The organism is Pontixanthobacter gangjinensis, assembly GCF_009827545.1.
Classification (GTDB): domain Bacteria; phylum Pseudomonadota; class Alphaproteobacteria; order Sphingomonadales; family Sphingomonadaceae; genus Pontixanthobacter; species Pontixanthobacter gangjinensis.
In genome coordinates, this window is the sequence record NZ_WTYS01000001.1 from 930859 (window position 1) to 947217 (window position 16359).

The 16359-nt window shown below is 53.0% G+C and carries 17 protein-coding genes; 6 read left to right on the top strand and 11 right to left on the bottom strand.

Going from position 1 to position 16359, the window contains the following annotated elements; genetic code table 11:
• Positions 1-27 precede the first annotated feature (27 nt).
• Positions 28-633 (bottom strand): sigma-70 family RNA polymerase sigma factor, encoded by a 606-nt coding sequence (locus tag GRI36_RS04420; RefSeq protein ID WP_160597357.1) that lies wholly within the window; start codon positions 631-633, stop codon positions 28-30.
• The gene (locus GRI36_RS04425) at positions 633-845 is read right to left on the bottom strand and encodes a NepR family anti-sigma factor (RefSeq protein WP_160597358.1); all 213 of its coding nucleotides are present in this window, start codon (positions 843-845) and stop codon (positions 633-635) included. Before GRI36_RS04425 ends, GRI36_RS04420 begins: the two co-directional genes overlap by 1 nt.
• Positions 846-1175: 330 nt before the next feature.
• Here GRI36_RS04425 and GRI36_RS04430 point away from each other — a divergent pair, with 330 nt between their 5' ends.
• Positions 1176-2765 carry a CHASE domain-containing protein gene (locus GRI36_RS04430; protein ID WP_328598351.1) on the top strand — a complete coding sequence of 530 codons (1590 nt, stop codon included), beginning with the start codon at positions 1176-1178 and terminating at the stop codon, positions 2763-2765.
• Positions 2766-2807: 42 nt separating this feature from the next.
• On the opposite strand, the gene GRI36_RS04435 is transcribed toward GRI36_RS04430, so the two are convergent.
• The 3 genes from GRI36_RS04435 to GRI36_RS04445 form a co-directional block, all read right to left on the bottom strand.
• Positions 2808-3602, bottom strand: coding sequence for a response regulator (locus GRI36_RS04435; RefSeq protein ID WP_160597359.1), 795 nt, complete (start codon positions 3600-3602; stop codon positions 2808-2810).
• A gap of 406 nt (positions 3603-4008) precedes the next feature.
• Positions 4009-4407, bottom strand: a complete 399-nt coding sequence (locus GRI36_RS04440) for a response regulator (protein WP_160599058.1) — start codon at positions 4405-4407, stop codon at positions 4009-4011.
• A gap of 115 nt (positions 4408-4522) precedes the next feature.
• Entirely contained in the window at positions 4523-5710 is a 1188-nt protein-coding gene (locus tag GRI36_RS04445; protein ID WP_328598352.1) for a GNAT family protein, read from the bottom strand.
• 121 nt (positions 5711-5831) lie between these two features.
• Here GRI36_RS04445 and GRI36_RS04450 point away from each other — a divergent pair, with 121 nt between their 5' ends.
• Positions 5832-6896, top strand: a complete 1065-nt coding sequence (locus GRI36_RS04450; RefSeq protein ID WP_160597360.1) for a fatty acid desaturase family protein — start codon at positions 5832-5834, stop codon at positions 6894-6896.
• A gap of 10 nt (positions 6897-6906) precedes the next feature.
• On the opposite strand, the gene GRI36_RS04455 is transcribed toward GRI36_RS04450, so the two are convergent.
• The 6 genes from GRI36_RS04455 to GRI36_RS04480 all read right to left on the bottom strand — a co-directional run bounded on the left by GRI36_RS04455 (position 6907) and on the right by GRI36_RS04480 (position 13364).
• Positions 6907-7425 (bottom strand): GNAT family N-acetyltransferase, encoded by a 519-nt coding sequence (locus tag GRI36_RS04455; protein WP_160597361.1) that lies wholly within the window; start codon positions 7423-7425, stop codon positions 6907-6909.
• Positions 7422-8519, bottom strand: a complete 1098-nt coding sequence (lptG, locus tag GRI36_RS04460) for an LPS export ABC transporter permease LptG (RefSeq protein WP_160597362.1) — start codon at positions 8517-8519, stop codon at positions 7422-7424. Before lptG ends, GRI36_RS04455 begins: the two co-directional genes overlap by 4 nt.
• A gap of 3 nt (positions 8520-8522) precedes the next feature.
• Entirely contained in the window at positions 8523-9761 is a 1239-nt protein-coding gene (gene lptF / locus GRI36_RS04465; protein ID WP_160597363.1) for an LPS export ABC transporter permease LptF, read from the bottom strand.
• A 140-nt stretch (positions 9762-9901) separates the two neighbouring features.
• Complete coding sequence (gene clpS, locus GRI36_RS04470; protein WP_407985660.1) at positions 9902-10360, bottom strand: ATP-dependent Clp protease adapter ClpS; 459 nt, start codon at positions 10358-10360, stop codon at positions 9902-9904.
• Positions 10361-10568: 208 nt separating this feature from the next.
• Positions 10569-11360, bottom strand: coding sequence for a phasin family protein (locus GRI36_RS14085; RefSeq protein WP_160597365.1), 792 nt, complete (start codon positions 11358-11360; stop codon positions 10569-10571).
• 126 nt (positions 11361-11486) lie between these two features.
• The gene (locus tag GRI36_RS04480) at positions 11487-13364 is read right to left on the bottom strand and encodes a PHA/PHB synthase family protein (RefSeq protein WP_160597366.1); all 1878 of its coding nucleotides are present in this window, start codon (positions 13362-13364) and stop codon (positions 11487-11489) included.
• A gap of 168 nt (positions 13365-13532) precedes the next feature.
• On the opposite strand from GRI36_RS04480, the gene GRI36_RS04485 reads away from it, so the two are divergent.
• From GRI36_RS04485 to GRI36_RS04500, 4 genes are all read left to right on the top strand, one after another.
• Positions 13533-14726 (top strand): LL-diaminopimelate aminotransferase, encoded by a 1194-nt coding sequence (locus tag GRI36_RS04485; RefSeq protein WP_160597367.1) that lies wholly within the window; start codon positions 13533-13535, stop codon positions 14724-14726.
• 97 nt (positions 14727-14823) lie between these two features.
• Positions 14824-15420, top strand: coding sequence for a helix-turn-helix transcriptional regulator (locus tag GRI36_RS04490; protein WP_160597368.1), 597 nt, complete (start codon positions 14824-14826; stop codon positions 15418-15420).
• A gap of 42 nt (positions 15421-15462) precedes the next feature.
• Positions 15463-15813, top strand: a complete 351-nt coding sequence (locus GRI36_RS04495; RefSeq protein WP_160597369.1) for a hypothetical protein — start codon at positions 15463-15465, stop codon at positions 15811-15813.
• A gap of 63 nt (positions 15814-15876) precedes the next feature.
• Entirely contained in the window at positions 15877-16332 is a 456-nt protein-coding gene (locus tag GRI36_RS04500; RefSeq protein ID WP_160597370.1) for a hypothetical protein, read from the top strand.
• The last annotated feature ends 27 nt before the right edge of the window (positions 16333-16359 follow it).

Sequence of the window (16359 nt, forward strand, 5' to 3'; positions counted from 1 at the left end):
ATAGCTAATTATTTGCTGCGCCGGCGTTTACCTAGCCGCCACGCCTTTGCCGGCTGAAACAGTGTCTAACTCTTCCAAAATTGCCCTGTGCGCGCTGGCATCATCCATAGAACGGCGGGGTATATCACCGTCTTCGAGCATCGAGGTTAGTGTAGCACGTGCACGGCCGACCCGGCTTTTAATGGTACCCACCGCGCATCCGCAGATGCTGGCTGCTTCCTCATAAGAAAACCCGCCAGCGCCCACCAACAACAATGCTTCGCGCCGTTCGGGCGGAAGGGTCAACAAGGCGCGGTGCATATCAGAAAGGTGGAGGGGCTCTTCTTGGCCCGCAGGTGCAGTCAGAATGCGTTCGGCAACGCCTTCATCATATTCGCCGCGGAAACGGTTGCGACGCATGTCGGTCAGATAGGCGTTGCGCAGAATGACAAAAGTCCAGGCTCGCATCGATGTGCCCAGCTGAAACCTGTCTTGCGCAGCCCATGCCTTCAACATTGTCTCTTGAACAAGATCATCGGCCATATCGGGGCGACCGCAAAGACCGCGCGCAAATGCGCGAAGATGCGGGACCACTTCAGTCAATTCACGCTTGAAATCGGCTTTTTCGGCTGCCGTACGCTCTTCATCAGCCATCAGCTGGTGTGATCCCCGCCTTCGGCTTTGGGCTTGTGTCCCGCACTAGGCTCAGCGACAGGCTTTGCATCCAACTGGGCAAGCAAATCTGTAAAGCTGTCAGGCAAGGGTTCATCGACGACTGAATCGTAGAGTTGACGAAGTCCGTTCGCCCATTTTGGCGACGTGTTATCCGGGCCTTTGCCGGATTGGTTTTGTGAGTCCGAAGTCATTGAAGCTGTCGGATCCTTTATCAGATAAAATTACAACTTTAGGTGCAGCCGCTGTGATGTGCGCAATACACAACTTTGGCTGTGGTGTGAAATTGGAACGAAGGGCTGTCTGTTTGGTTCCTTACAGCACATGATATTCTGGCTTAACCCTATCGCAGGACGAAAATCTTGCCTTAGCAAAATCTGTCATTAGAGAGGGTGTCAAACCCTTTGAATTAGCTAAGTCACGGTTATTGAAGGCGAAACTGAAGGAATGCCATTTTGGCGCAAAGCGCAATTCACGAAAAACGAGCTAGAAGGCTGCTAATACAATATCCACGGGCGGTGCCCGTGCTGATATTTTTGTTGGTTTCTGCAATCACTGCGCTCAGTGTTTATGCGATTGAACGCGGAGAGCACGAGCGCGAGAATGCCGAATTGCGCGAACGCGCCCAAGCGGTTGCTTCTGCATTAGAGCGCCGAAGCAGCACGACTAGCGCTTATTTACGCGCTGGAGCCGCATTGTTCAGCACGGTTGATACTGTAACGCCGCAATTGTTTAATCGGTTCACAGGCAATTTACTGGTTGAGCCCATTGATCGGGGCACTGAAGGGTTGGGCTGGGCGGTCCGGCTAAGGCCGGATCAACTCAGTAGCTTTGAAGCGCAGTACCGCGAAATGACCGGCATTGAGGTCTCGGTCTATCCACAAGCCGTAGAAGTCACCGATCAGATTGTGCCAGTAACCTATTTGCAGCCCGCATCAGATCGAAACCGGCGTGCATATGGCTTCGACATGTATTCTGAGCCGGTGCGCCGCCAAGCAATGGATGACGCAGCCGAAAGTGGCGAACCAGTTGTTTCGGGCAGAGTCGTTCTAAAACAAGAGGGCGTCGGGACAGCCGCCGGTTTCATCATGTATATGCCTGTATTCCAAGCCGGCCGCTCACCAAGGCCACTAAAGGGCTTTATTTACTCGCCAATCAATGCCCGAACCTTCGTGGATTCTGCATTGGCGCTCGAAACGCGAGGCGAAAAAGGCCTTCGCCTTTATGATCGCGAAATTTCGCCCGATCGTTTGTTGGTTGAAATTCCACCGAAAGAAAAAACAGGCAATATTGTTTCAGAGCCGGTTATGATCGGCAATCACGAGATGGTGCTCGAAATCGAATCGGCATTAGGCAATTCGTTATCCAGACTGTCGATGCTCACCTTGCTGTTCGGCTTGCTGGTGGCGAGTTTGCTGATGGTTCTTGCTCGGTTACTAACTCGTCAAGCGCTGGAGGATCATTCTTCGCTGGCCAGGCTGCAGGAACAAAATTCTATCCGGGATAATTTGACAAGGGAACTCAATCACCGCGTGAAAAATACGCTGGCCAATGTTCTTTCGATTATTTCACTCACCCGCAGGAGGGCATCATCGCTCGATCAATTTGCGGACAGCCTTGATGGACGGATACGCGCACTTTCGGCGACTCATGATTTACTGACGCAATCTGAGTGGGGGGCAACTCCGATCCGCGCTTTAGTCGAAACTGAACTGACCCCGTATGCCAATCAATCGGATCAAATCGTAGAAATGCGCGGTCCCGCTGTGGAGATCGCGCCGAATGATGCTCTTTCGCTGGGGCTCGCGATCCATGAATTGGCAACCAACGCTGCCAAATACGGCGCGCTGAGCAAGAGCGGCGGATCGGTGAGCGTGACTTGGGAAATGAAAGGCGAAGATTTCGTACAGATCGATTGGGCCGAGGCGGGCGGCCCGCCCGTCTCGGCCAGTCGGAAAGCAGGATTCGGTACCAATTTGATCGAAAAAATTGTGGCACATGAACTGCGCAGCCCGGTCAAGTTGAATTTCGATCCTGCAGGGGTGACGTGCAGCCTGACAGTGCCTGTGCGACCTCCGAGCGACTTTGCAATCAGAGCTGGCAGACAAGGTTGATCATTTGTTCAGTGTGTCTGAATCGAAAAATCAAGCTGTCGTCTAGCCTATCGGTTGGCTCGAACCGAAGAACAACGCTTGGCTAATTGCAGCACTGACCGTTGCCTCCAGAAAAGGTTTCGTAACCAGATATGTGGGTTCGGGACGGTCGCCAGTAAGCAGACGTTCCGGGTAAGCGGTGATGAAAATCACGGGAACGCTGCCCATCGCAAGGATATCGTCAACAGCATCAAGCCCAGAGGAGCCATCAGCTAGCTGGATATCGGCGAGGACCAAACCAGGAGTCTGTTCAGCAACAACTTCCGCCGCCTGAGTGCGTGTTGCGGCGGTCCCGCATACTTCATGACCAAGCGATGTTACCAGATCTTCCAATTGCATTGAAATCAAGGGTTCATCCTCAATAATCAGGACGCTGGTGGTGGTTTCACGATCAATTTCGGCGATGGCCTCTTGAACCAGGCTTTCAACATCGGTCACGGAGATGTCCATGATTTGTGCGGCATCCGACGCGCTGAATTCTTCCAAAGTCGTCAGCAGTAATGCTTGCCGGTTAAACGGGGTGACGCGCCGCAATTTACCTTGTGCGGCAATTTCATGCTCGTTCGCGCCTTCATCATGGGCGTCAATTTCCATGTAAGCACTCGACCAGACCTTGTTGAAGGTCTGGTACAAAGCAACGCGGCCGCTCGAAAGTGACGATTTAACGTCATCGTCTGCGATCGCGGCTTCCAATGTTGCTCTGACAAACGCATCGCCTGTCGCTTGCGATCCGCTTAGCGCCCGGGCATAGCGGCGCAGATAAGGCAAATATTCAGCAACTTGTTGTCCGAGCGGCATCTTTTCTTTTTCCTTTTGTAAGCACTGTAAACGGGCTTTGACCGTGTTGGTTCCGTGCTCCAAGTGACGATTGCGATCATAGCTGATGGTTCACGTTTTCGAAACGTTTTAACGAACAAATTTGCGTTTCTTTGCAGTTTCAGAGCAAGGGCGAGTGGGGCGCGTTTGCAAAAACATACGTTTAAAATCAGCATTTTATAAGATTTATTCGAAATCGGATTTTCGTTGCGGGAACCGCTTACATATTCGGGCATTTTAGTTGTATCACCGCCGAGACACCCCCTCCCGTCCAAACGGTGGTGACATAATCCCGAAAGGCCTTTTCCCTCAAAGAGGGGAAAGGCCTTTTAATTGCCGGCATCAACAGGATTTCTCTCTTCTAAATGTCCGGTAATTCGGTCAAAGATCATGCAGGTCTTGCAAACCTGCGTAGCAACCCGCCTACCGGCAATTGTAAGGCGGCAACCAAGTCTTTCTCTTGATACGGCTTTGCCAATACAGTCCCAAAGCGAGCGATATCTTCTGGGATAGAATCCGGACTGCCGGTCGAGAAAACGATTTTTGGCGCTGCCGGCCCCAAATTCTGTAGCAGCTCAGCCACTTCCCAACCGTCGTCACTATCAGACAGGTGCACATCGAGCACGACTGCGTCGTAGTCCTTGTTCTTTAGCGCAACGAGGGCTTCTGAAGTGGTTGTGCATGTATCGATGCTCTCGGCTCCGGCATCTGAAGCGATAGCTTCGATGGCCATAGCAATGAGCGTATCGTCTTCGACAACCAATATTGTCTTCGCCAATTTGCTCATGTTAGACAACTGAAGCTCCTTCAAGACAGCGCAGACATAAGTAGGCCGTTGCTCAGAAAAGCGATATTTCCCAGAAGCTTACATTAATCAAGTGGTATTTTTCACGTCGCCTGATTTACAACGATTTTTCATAAATGAGATATTCGCGGCTAATTTCTCCATCAAGCGTTTCGGCGATGGAAATCATTCCCTTGTTGTCCTCGAGAACCCAGCCGATCTCGCCAGTTTTTACGCCGAATTCTTCAAAAGCGGTACGACCGATTTCATCGATCATCAAGAAGGCCAATTGGCTTGCCATGCGGGTAGAATGATATTCCTTAAGCACGCCCATCAGCGGGACGCGTAATTGCCTGCTTCGCGGCTTGCGCAGCCAGCGCAGGATCTTGAACCAGCCAAACGGTAACAGCTTGCCCCCTATCGCTGATAACACTTCATTTAGGTCTGGTAAGGTGATTATGAAGGCACTCGGAACCCCGTCCAACTCAACGATCTTGACCAATTCGGGCAGCACAATCGGTTTTAGCTTCTTGGCAGCGTATTCGATTTCTTGCTCGGTAAAGGGAATAAAGCCCCAGTTGTCCGACCATGCATCGTTCAAAATTTCGAGAATGATCCGCACTTCCTGACCGAACACACTCTTATCCGCATTCCGCATCCGGATCTTTGGATTACGCTTGGCCGATTGGACAATACGCTGGACAATTGGCGGGAATGGCTGGCTTACGTCGATGTCATAAGTCACAAGCTTTTTAGCTGGCTTATAATCGTTTGCCTCAATCCACGCCTGATAATGTGCGGGATCGTGACCCATCATTATCACCGGTGGCTTGTCATGGCCGCGCGTCAGCAAACCGGGCTCCTCCCAAATCGACATCGAAATCGGACCTAGTGATCGTGTCATTCCTTGCCTGCGAAGCCAATCCTCGGCGGCTGACATAAGCGCTTTACCGACATCCTCATCCTCCGCGTCAAAATATCCAAACATCCCGGCACCCGGACCGAAGCCTTGAGCGGGTGGTAGTTCCAGTGCGAGCTCGTCTATATGGGCTGAAATCCTGCCAACTGGCTCACCGCCGCGATAGGCAATCATTAATTGCACCCGGGCATGACCAAAGAACGGGTTTTTCGCAGGATTTACCAGTTCGAGCAATTCGCTGCGCAATTGCGGGACGCTGTTGGGAGTGGCAGCGGAAAAGCGCTGGCCAATCGTGACAAAAATTTTGCGCTGCGCCTTGTTGATTACCGGAGCAATTACTATTTTCTGGTCGGTCAAATTCATCACCCACAGGCTGTCATTATTCACACTAGGTTAGCCCTGTGTTTGCTAATGGTATCTTGTCAAGAAAGAGCGGCCGCCTGCCCAAAGGGTTAGGGGCTGTTGTCACCGGCAATTCTCCGGTAAGGGCATCCTCGGAAATAGAGATATGAACGCACAAAACAGCATCAACGCGTCCGCGACTGCGCGCACGGCAATTCCCGATGACAAGGATATGCTCCGCGCTGCGCGTGACTTGACCAAGGATATTTCAGAAGCTCGGCCATTGGTTTACTGGTCGGACATGCTCGGCAGTGCAGCGGTGGGCTATGCCGCGCTCGCCGGGGCGATCCTTGTTGATAGTGTTCCATTGGCCATCGTGCTCGGCGTGTTCTCGGCGCTGGTGCTTTATCGTGCCTTGTTGTTCATCCACGAAATTACCCACATCCACAAAAATGCGCTGCCCGGTTTCCGCACCGTGTGGAACCTGCTTGTTGGGATTCCGATGTTGGCACCGTCTTTCACCTATGAAGGCGTCCACACTTTGCACCATGCGCGTACACGATACGGAACTGCGGAAGACCCCGAATATCTGCCGCTTGCGCTGATGAAGCCATGGTCGTTACCGCTGTTCGTTTTGATCGCCTTGCTTGCGCCGCCTGCGCTGGTGATCCGGTCGGCGATTCTAGTCCCTCTGGGGGTGGTCATTCCGCCGATTCGCAAATTGGTTTGGGAGCGGGTTTCTTCGCTTTCGATCAACCCCAATTTCCGCCGCCGCCCGCCTGAAGGAGACCTTAAGAAGCGGGTTGTTTGGCAGGAGGCTCTGGCGACGGCGTGGTCTTGGACTTTGATCGCCAGTATTTTTCTGCTGGGCTGGAAACCGTTCTTGGTTGCTTTGGCTGTGCTGTCCTTAACCGCCGTTCTCAATCAATTGCGCACATTGGTCGCTCATTTGTGGGAGAATGAAGGCGAGCCGATGACTGTGACTGCGCAATATCTGGACTCGGTCAATGTTCCGCCGCCGGGCGTTATAGCAGAGATTTGGGCACCAGTTGGCTTGCGCTATCACGCGCTCCATCATCTGCTGCCCAGTATGCCGTATCATTCCCTGCCTGAGGCCCATCGCAGGCTGGTCGGCCATCTCGGTGAAGGCTCAACGATTGGTAAGGCGAACCACACTGGCATGTGGTCATTGGTCAGCCGGATTGCGCGGAGCACGATGCGCTCGAACTGAGGCGTCGCAGCTATTCCAAGAAGTGGATCATGGCGCAGCGCCGTGTTCGCGGTAAGCCGTCCTCAACCTCCTCCGCCAAGGTTTCTGCCAAGCGTGGATGCGCCTGCGGATCGGCAATCTCGGTGAAACCCAGGCGAGCGTAAAACGGGGCATTCCAAGCAATATCGCGAAACGTGGTCAGGGTCAGCGCGACAAAACCGCTATTGCGCGCGTCAATCATACAAGCTCGCAAAAGCCCTGCGCCGATCCCGCTTTTTTGATGAGATGGATGCACCGACATTTCCCAAATATGCAATTCGCGCCGGAATGGCTCTGTGGTCAAAAAGCCTACGATATCATCTCCGACCAGAGCAGTAAGGCAATGCCCTTTAGAGATCAATTTGCGGTGCTCCGAAGCCGTCCATGTTTCGGTAACATCGATTTTCGCCAGATCGGGATCATCGGCGAATAATTGGCCTGCTGCGCTCTCGATTGCGGGAAGTATTTCGGCGTCGCTGGCGCGCGACAACCGCAGTGACCACTCGCTCATTCCTCAGTCCGGATAAGGACAGTTTCGCCGATCAATGCGAATAGGAAGAATGGTGCCCATGCCGCCAATAGCGGCGGATACCCGCCGAAATTGCCCATCGCCAACGCAGCATTATCAACCACGAAGTAGGCAAAGCCGAGCGCCATTCCGATAACCGCCCGAACGAACAATTGGCCCGAACGGGCAAGGCCAAACGCTGCAATCGCGCCTAGCAATGGCATCAGGAATGCCGAAAGCGGGCCCGATAGCTTATGCCACCACTTTGACCTCAATTCGGTCGATCGACGGCCTACCGCGTCATAGGCGTCGATCGAGTCAGACAATTCGAAGAAGCCTTGAGTGTCGGGATCGACGCTTTCCAATTCAATTTGGTCCGTCGTTAAGCCTTTGCCGACGACCATGGTTTCGCCTTGCGTTGTTTCTGCTGATGCAACGTCGAAACTTTCATAACCTGACAATTTCCAGCCTGGGCCCGCATAGGTTGCATTGGATGCGCGCACTTGACGCGACAACATGCCTTGCGGATCGCGCTGATACCAAGTCACTTCTTCCATCCGCGTGTCAGGGCCGCTCCCTATTATCCGGGCGGCTGTAAGAATATTCTCGCCGTCGGTCAGATAGACATTGGTGCGCACACCCGTAATTTTCGGGATCGGCCCGAACTCGGCGCCTTCCCATGCTTTCAGTGTCGCAGTTGCGCGCGTAACGACGCGCTCGTTAAAGGCAAAGCTCAAGCCGGATACGATCAGTGCGGTTAGCAGCAGCGGAGCCAGCACCTGATGCGCTGAAAGGCCCGCTGCCTTCATCGCAATCACCTCGCTATTCTGATTGAGCGTTATCAGTGAAATGATCGTCGCAAGCAAAACCGAATAAGGCAGGAAGCGAGCAATTAATTGCGGAATGCGAAGCGAAACATAATCGAGCAACTGAGCCTGACCATTTCCCGGAACGGACAAAATCTCTCCGCTAGTGCTGAGCAGATCAAGGGCCATCAACACCAGCACAAGCACTGCGAGCATCGCCACAATGCGCACGATAAACAGTTTCGCGAGATACAGCGTCAGGGTTTTGGAAGGGAAGAAATCGAGTTGCATATTCTATTCGGCCGCAACCAAATCTCCCTGTGCACCATGTTTGCGTTTTTTGCGCTTGAACAGCTTGCGAATGGCCTTGGCCAATTTCGCGGCCCCCGCCTCCAGTGCGCCGATTGCTTGCCCGCCGGGCACAAATGCCACTCGGTAATACATCCACAGGATCAGCGCCGCAAACAGCACGAACGGCCCCCACAGGGCGATCACAGGATCAATCCGCCCCAATGTGGCGATATCCTCTCCATATTGGTTCACCTTGTGATACGCGACGACCATCACGATCGACACAAACACCCCGAGAGCGGACGTCGATCGTTTGGGCGGGATGGCCAGCGCGACCGCGAGCAGCGGCATCAGCAGCATCATGACAACTTCGACCAAGCGGAAGTTAAAGCTTGCCTGGCTCGCGTCGCGTTTTTCCTGGCTCGTTTTGTCCGACCAACCGACATTGAGCAATTCTGGAAGAATATACTCCCGTTCAGCATCTCCGCGTTCTCTGAACTCCTCGATCTTGGGCAGATCAATCGGCAGATCGTGGCGGGTAAAACTGAGCACGCGGGAGGTTGCCTTCTCGTTGCCGGTGTCTTGGACAATCGTGCCGTCAGTCAGCCGCAGGATAATCGTATCGGCGCTATCGCTAGTGGCGAGGAAATTTCCTTCGCGCGCGGTAATAGAGAGGACCTGGCCCTTGCTGTTGGCAACCCGAGCAAAGATGCCCTTGAGCCGGCGACCATCATCTTCGCTCTGCTCGATCCGCAAAGCCATTTTGTCGGCGAGAGTGGTAAATTCGCCTACCTTGATCGATGCGCCCAGCGCGCCTGAACGCAATTCATATTCAAGCTGCTCGTAATAATACCGGCTAACCGGCTGAACATAAAACACCAGCGCAACATTCACCGCCATCAATATGCCAGCGATTATGTATGGTACACGGAGCAAGCGCCCGTATCCCATGCCAACGGCGCGGAATACATCCAATTCGCTCGTCGTTGCCAATTTGCGAAAAGCGAGGAGAATGCCGAGCAAAAGCCCAAGCGGGATGGCCAAGCTGGCATATTCAGGAAGAAGGCTGGCGAGCATCTTGAAAACGATGTCGATTGGACCGCCTTCTGTCGCAACAAAATCAAAAAGCCTTAGCATTTTGTCGAGCAAAAGTAGTGTTGCTGCTAGCGCAAATACACCTAGCATAGGCACAATGACGAGCCTGAAGATGTATCGGTCAACGGAGGGAATGAATTTGAACACGCTCGCGTTGTTTGCCTGTTTCGGTGAAGGGTGATGACGTTCTAGCGCGAAATTTCGTCGCGGTCATGCCCTACATTTCACAAGCTCGGCTTTCATAGGCTGTGTGGCACCCGGAAAGTGGCTTTCCTGCGCGTGTAAGGTTATGCCTTTTCTAGCGTACATTGCAGCGGATGCTGATTCTCCTTGGCGAAATCCATCACCTGATTGACCTTGGTTTCCGCGACTTCGTATGGGAATATCCCGCAGACGCCCACACCCTTTTGATGGACATGAAGCATAACCCGTGTGGCCTGCTCCAAATCCATCCTGAAGAAGCGTTTGAGGATCATCACGACGAATTCCATCGGCGTGTAATCATCGTTCAGCAGCAAAACTTTGTATTGACTGGGTTTTTTGGGTTTTGCCTGGGTCTTTGTCGCAATTCCGACTTCCGTATCGCCATCGGTTCCCTCATCGTCGGGCCCGCCGTCCTCGGATGCACTCACGATTGGAGAGCATTGAGCTGCGCTACTCGAATACGAGAGCACGAGTGTGGGTTGGGTATTAGAGATCATCACTGGGCCAATATCGTAAGGCGATTGGTATTCGCAAGGGGGCATTGCACCGTTTGAAGCGAAAGGCCCAATCTTTGCGAGATTGTTTGCTTCAGCTTCACGTTTTTTCTGATTGAACGGTCATCCGCAGAATCAAATAACGGGCCGAACGTATAACGTCCGACCCGCAATTGATGTCCGCCGGCGAAGAGGGAGAGGGGTGCCGGCGAAAATTTCTAGGCCCAGGACTTTCAAGTCATTGGACCGGAAGAATTCAGGCAGCCTTGCGGACTTTGTCCATCGCAATGCTTACGCGGCTCGAAATTGGCGCGAATGCTTCGTTGCTCAGCTTAACCCATGCTTCGGTGTTCTTCGAAACAGCCGCGACAGTCGCGTCGAAGTTGCGGCTGACGATCTTGCTTTGAAGCTGAACGAATTCAGTTGGCGAACGCACAGCAGCGACTTCTTTGACGTCTGCGGTTACGACTTCAACAACACCCTTGGCGTCTGCAACATAGGCTTTGCCCATGTCTTGCATGCCAGCAGCAAGAATCTTGCCCGATTCAACAACTGCTTCGACATTTGCTTTGGTGAATTCACCCATGTCTGCAGCAACTTCGGTGCCTTTGCCGTAAACGGTCTTGGCGCGTGACTGGATATCGGCGAGACCGTCTTTTACCTGAGCGGTGTAATTAGCGGCTTTAGTTTGTGCTTTAGTCATAACCGTTTCCTTCGTGGAAGTTTTGTTTGTCTTTGTAATTTTCTTTGTCGCTGGCTTCTTGGCTGCCTTCTTAGAGGCAACTTTCTTGGAAGCGGCTTTCTTCGCAGGAGCGGCCTTTTTGGCTGCTACCTTCTTCTTGGTGGCCACTTTCTTTGTCCCGGCTTTCTTGGCAGCAGGTTTAGCGGCTGCCTTCTTGGCCGGAGCTGGTGTATCAGCTTCTACAGCCTTGGCGATTGCCGCGACACTGACGTCAGTAGCATCGGCCTTGGTTTCAGTTTTCTTGGCAGCGGCTTCGGCATATGCTTTTTCGGCTGCGGTATCGATTTTGCTGGCGCTAGTTGCCATGATAAATTCCTTGTTGCTTCGAGAGGGAATTCCATCCCTTTATGTTGCACTGCACAAAATAGGCATCGCAGCTGCGAAGTCAAGGAATTTTTGTGCAGCGCAACATAATCTCGTAAAGTTCTGAATTTACCTGCTTTTTACGTATCTTCCGGGCGCGTCTTCGATGACTTTATCATTTTTTCCGCCCGGCCTGCGCTTGCCTTTTGCCGCAACCATGTTGGAATCTTGACTGCGCAGCCATTCAATCCAGTCAGGCCACCAACTGCCAGCAGTTTCTGTCGCGCCTGCTATGAATTCGTCTAGTGAGGCCACATTGTCGTCGTTCAGCCAATATTGGTATTTGCCGGATCCCGGGGGATTGACCACGCCTGCAATATGGCCTGACCCGGCCAGCACAAATCGCATAGGCCCTTGGAAATGATCCGTCATACGCCAAACGCTTTCGGCGGGAGCGATGTGGTCTTCTCTGCCTGCCTGAATATAGGTTGGTGTCTCAACCAGCTTCAGATCAATCGCCGTTCCGTCTGCGCTCATTGCATCGGGTGTAACCAGCTTGTTGTCACGATACAGGTCTCTCAAATAGGCCTGATGCCACTTGGCAGGCAAGTTGGTGACATCTCCATTCCAGTGGAGCAAATCGAATGCAGGATACCCGTTGCCCATCAGATAATTATTGATCCAGTAATTCCAGATCAGATCGGTCCCGCGGAGCATATTGAACGCCGCCGCCATATACCGTCCATCCAGATAACCATCGCTAGTAAGCTGTTCGATGCTCTCCAATTGCTGGTCATCAATAAAGTGAAGGAGTTCGCCAGCATTGCCGAAATCAACCTGAGCGGTGAAGAACGTCGCGCTTTTGACGATGTCTTGCTGCTTGCGGCGGTGGAGGATTGCGAGCGTCGCGGCCAATGTCGTTCCTGCGACGCAATACCCAATCGCGTGAACCGATGGAACTTTCAACCTCTTCCTAATGTGCTCGATCGCATCGATCTGGGCGAGGATGTAATCGTCCCAAACCACATCGGCCATGCTCGCATCAGCCGATTTCCAACTCACCATGAAAGTCGAGATTCCCTGCTCAACCGCCCAGCGTACGAAGCTCTTCTTGGGATTGAGATCGAGGATATAAAACCGGTTGATCCAAGGCGGGAAGATTACCAGCGGTGTTTCGAGAACCTTGTCGGTGGTCGGACTGTACTGGATAAGTTGGAACAGGTCGGTTTCGTAGACGACTTTACCTGGTGTAATCGCGATATTCTCCCCAACCTTGAATGCATCTGGGTCGACATGGGTCAGTTGGCCCTTCTTCAGATCATTGGTGAAGTGTTCCATGCCCCTCACCAAATTCTGCCCTTTGGTCTCGACCGTCTTTTCCAGCACCAGGGGGTTGGTCAGCGGGAAGTTGGCGGGACTCATGGCCTCGGTCATTGCCCGGGTGGCGAACCGAAGCTGTTCGCGTTTGCTTTCTGGCAACCCTTCGATCTCGTCGACCATGTCTTGTAGCCGTTCAGACATAAGCAGATAGGTTTGGTGAATTAGAGCGAAGGCAGGCTGCTTCGTCCACTTGTCATCTGCGAAGCGCCGGTCCTTACGCGGCAATTCGCCATCCTTGGTCAAATCGGCATCCGGTCCGAACCCAAACCGGCCCAGCACATTTTGCCAAAGCGCGAGGCTTTCGGTCCAGAGTCGCTGTTGCTTCTCGGGTTCGCCAATCGGCATTTGCTGGTACCAGTTCTGCATCAATCCAGCCCAATGCAGCGGATCGGTCAGCGCCAGTTTTGCAGCATCGCCAGTCTTTTGCTCCGCCTGAAAGTCCAACCACATCTTCTGCAGAGCTGATGCAGCCTCGGGCCAACCGGTCATTGGCGGTGGCCCCGCTTCAGATGTTATGTCTGGCATTTGCGCACCGGGCATGAATTTGCTCATCATTTCGCGCATGGCCTCGCTCTGGGCGCGCATAATTTCGGTAAACGGGGCAGCGGGGTCGGTCTTGTCAGTCATAATCGTTTCCAAGCGGATAATCGGCGGCAAGCATAGCGTATACCTATAGCAGCAAATTTTGATGCTTGCGTGATTGTATTGGACATTGGATAGGTCACAACAATGAAACGGCAAGCACGCTGTTTTTGAATTCGAATTCCAAAAGAAAGGCCTGCTGGGTAATTTAGGATGAACACGGATTTTTATCGCATGAAACGCTTGCCACCCTATGTCATCGCTGAAGTGAACGCGATGCGGGCAGCGGCGCGTGCAGAAGGCCGTGATATTATTGATCTGGGAATGGGCAATCCCGATCAACCCCCTCCACAGCATGTCATCGACAAATTGTGTGAAGTAGCACGCAAACCTACCGCGCACGGCTATTCGCAGTCCAAAGGAATTCCAGGCCTTCGCAAAGCTAAGGCCAATTATTACGAACGCCGGTTTGGTGTCGATTTGGACCCAGAAACCGAAATCGTTGTGACGATGGGGTCGAAAGAGGGACTGGGCAGCCTCGCTAATGCAATCACTGCGCCGGGCGATGTTATTCTGGCGCCGAATCCATCTTACCCGATCCACACATTCGGCTTTATTATCGCTGGCGCTACGATTCGCGCTGTCCCCACCACTCCTGACGAAGAATATTGGCGCGCGCTCGACAATGCGATGGCGTTTACGGTGCCGCGGCCCAGCGTCTTGGTGGTCAATTACCCTTCAAATCCGACTGCCGAGGTGGTCGATCTGGCATTTTACGAACGGCTGGTGGAATGGGCTAAGGCGAATGAGGTGTGGATCCTGTCCGACCTTGCCTATTCCGAATTATATTTCGACGGGAAGCCGACACCGTCAATCATGCAGGTGAAGGGCGCCAAAGATGTTGCGGTCGAATTCACCTCAATGTCGAAAACCTACTCGATGGCCGGTTGGCGGATGGGTTTTGCGGTGGGCAATAAAGAGCTTATCGCCGCGCTAACGCGGGTTAAATCCTATCTCGATTACGGCGCCTTTACACCGATACAGGCCGCGGCCTGCGCAGCGCTTAATGGTCCGCAGGACATCGTTGAAAGCAATCGTCAGCTTTATGCAAAACGCCGCGATGTGATGGTTGAGGCATTCGGCCGCGCAGGATGGAATATTCCACCGCCTCCCGCATCGATGTTTGCATGGGCTCCGCTTCCGCCTGCACTCAAAGACATGGGTAGTCTGGAGTTCTCCAAACAATTACTCACTCATGCGGAAGTCGCCGTTGCACCGGGCGTCGGATATGGCGAAGAAGGTGAAGGCTTTGTCCGAATCGCGATGGTCGAGAACGAACAACGTCTGAGGCAGGCCGCGCGCAACGTGAAACGCTACCTTTCGTCGCTTGGGGTGAATGGCGCTTAGATAATACCTCTCTGTTCGGAACTAACAATTCTTGAGGTCGTTGATTCGTTATCGACATTGATTTAACTTGCTCACTGATGAGGCTCAAACAACTCCTATGAACGCCCAGCCCAACATACGGCTGACAGATCGGCAGCGCGCTGTGCTGGAACGGATTGACAGGCGCGTGCCTATCAAGGTGATTGCGGGCGATTTGGGCGTATCAGAAGCGCGAATAAACCAGCATATCCGTACTCTTAAAGATAAATTCTCCGTCGATAGTATGAATGAATTGGTGGAACATTTTCGCCTCCATTTTTCAGATGAACCCACTGAAAATATTGAAAAATCAGTTGCGCGCAAAGAGAGTGGATCTACGCCGCATGACCCCTATAGGATTTCTCCATCGAGAAATTCTCAGCTACACGACGCGCCAATTTTTCCCGATCAGGGGCATCGGGTCGACCCCGGAGAGATTGTCTTTTCCGATGCGCATCACGTCCTCATCGATGCGCCTTGGATCGGATCCCGGGAACCGGTGGTCGTCCCAACCAAATTCGATGGCGACAACGCCGTTCTTGTCCGGCTCGCAGCGATGATCGGAATTGCCCTCGGCGTAATTGCCGCGGTCATTCTAGTAGTTTCAGCGGCGATAACGGTGAGTGAAGTCTTGGACGGCAGAGCTGAGATTAGAACCGAAAGCCAAGGTTTGTAGATATTTCTCTGCGGGCCTTTGGCATCCGCAGGAGTATCCGTGATGAACAAATCGATTCACGCAGACGCATTGAATATCAAAAAGCTGATCCGCGAAGCAGAAGCCCTTTCTGACGAAGCGATGATGGCATGTGCCAAGCTGAAGCAGGCAATGATTGCGGCCCGTCAAAACCCTAATGTGCCGATCGATACCGGACAAAGGGCGATCATGCGGCTGACACACGCTGAGCAGCAGGCTATGGGCATGTCCACCAGCCTCTTGCGGGTTCATGACGAGTTGAGCAAAGTAGCGCGCATTTACGCTGGCGGAGAAGGCGGTATCCCAACCGACATCCCGGCTGCGGCGCTATCGGAACTCGCTCCGAGCTCAGAACTGGAGAACGCCTTGATTTAGGAAGGAACTGCCCTGACCGCGCTTGATATCTGGAACGATTATCGAGAACCCGCCAAGTTAATTTTGGATATCTCAGTCGTGGTTGCCGCGCTGCGGTATGGGGCGGGCCCTGAAAAATGGATGGGCTGGGCGATCATCTGGCTCATTGGGTTGTCGCAGGTCTATTACGCGCTTGTCGAAGTGACCACTGCCTTTCAATCGGCGGATTTGGGTTTGTTTCTTATCGACCTTTCTGTTTGCGTAATCATGGTCACAATCGCGCTTCGAGCGAACCGGATGTACACTTTATGGATCGCAGGATTTCAACTTATAGCTCTGTTGGCGCATTTAGCGATGTTCGCCACCAACGCAATTTCGCCGATCACCTATGCGGTTCTGGTAATCGCTCCGTCATATTTTCAGACCATCATTCTGGCGTTCGGAATTTGGCTCCACCATCGCAGAGTGAAAAGCCACGGCAATTACAGGTCATGGCGGACCTCCTCGCCCCGTTTGCAGGACAATCTGCCCCGAGGTTAGCCGAAGCCCTCAGCGCGCGTTTCGGGA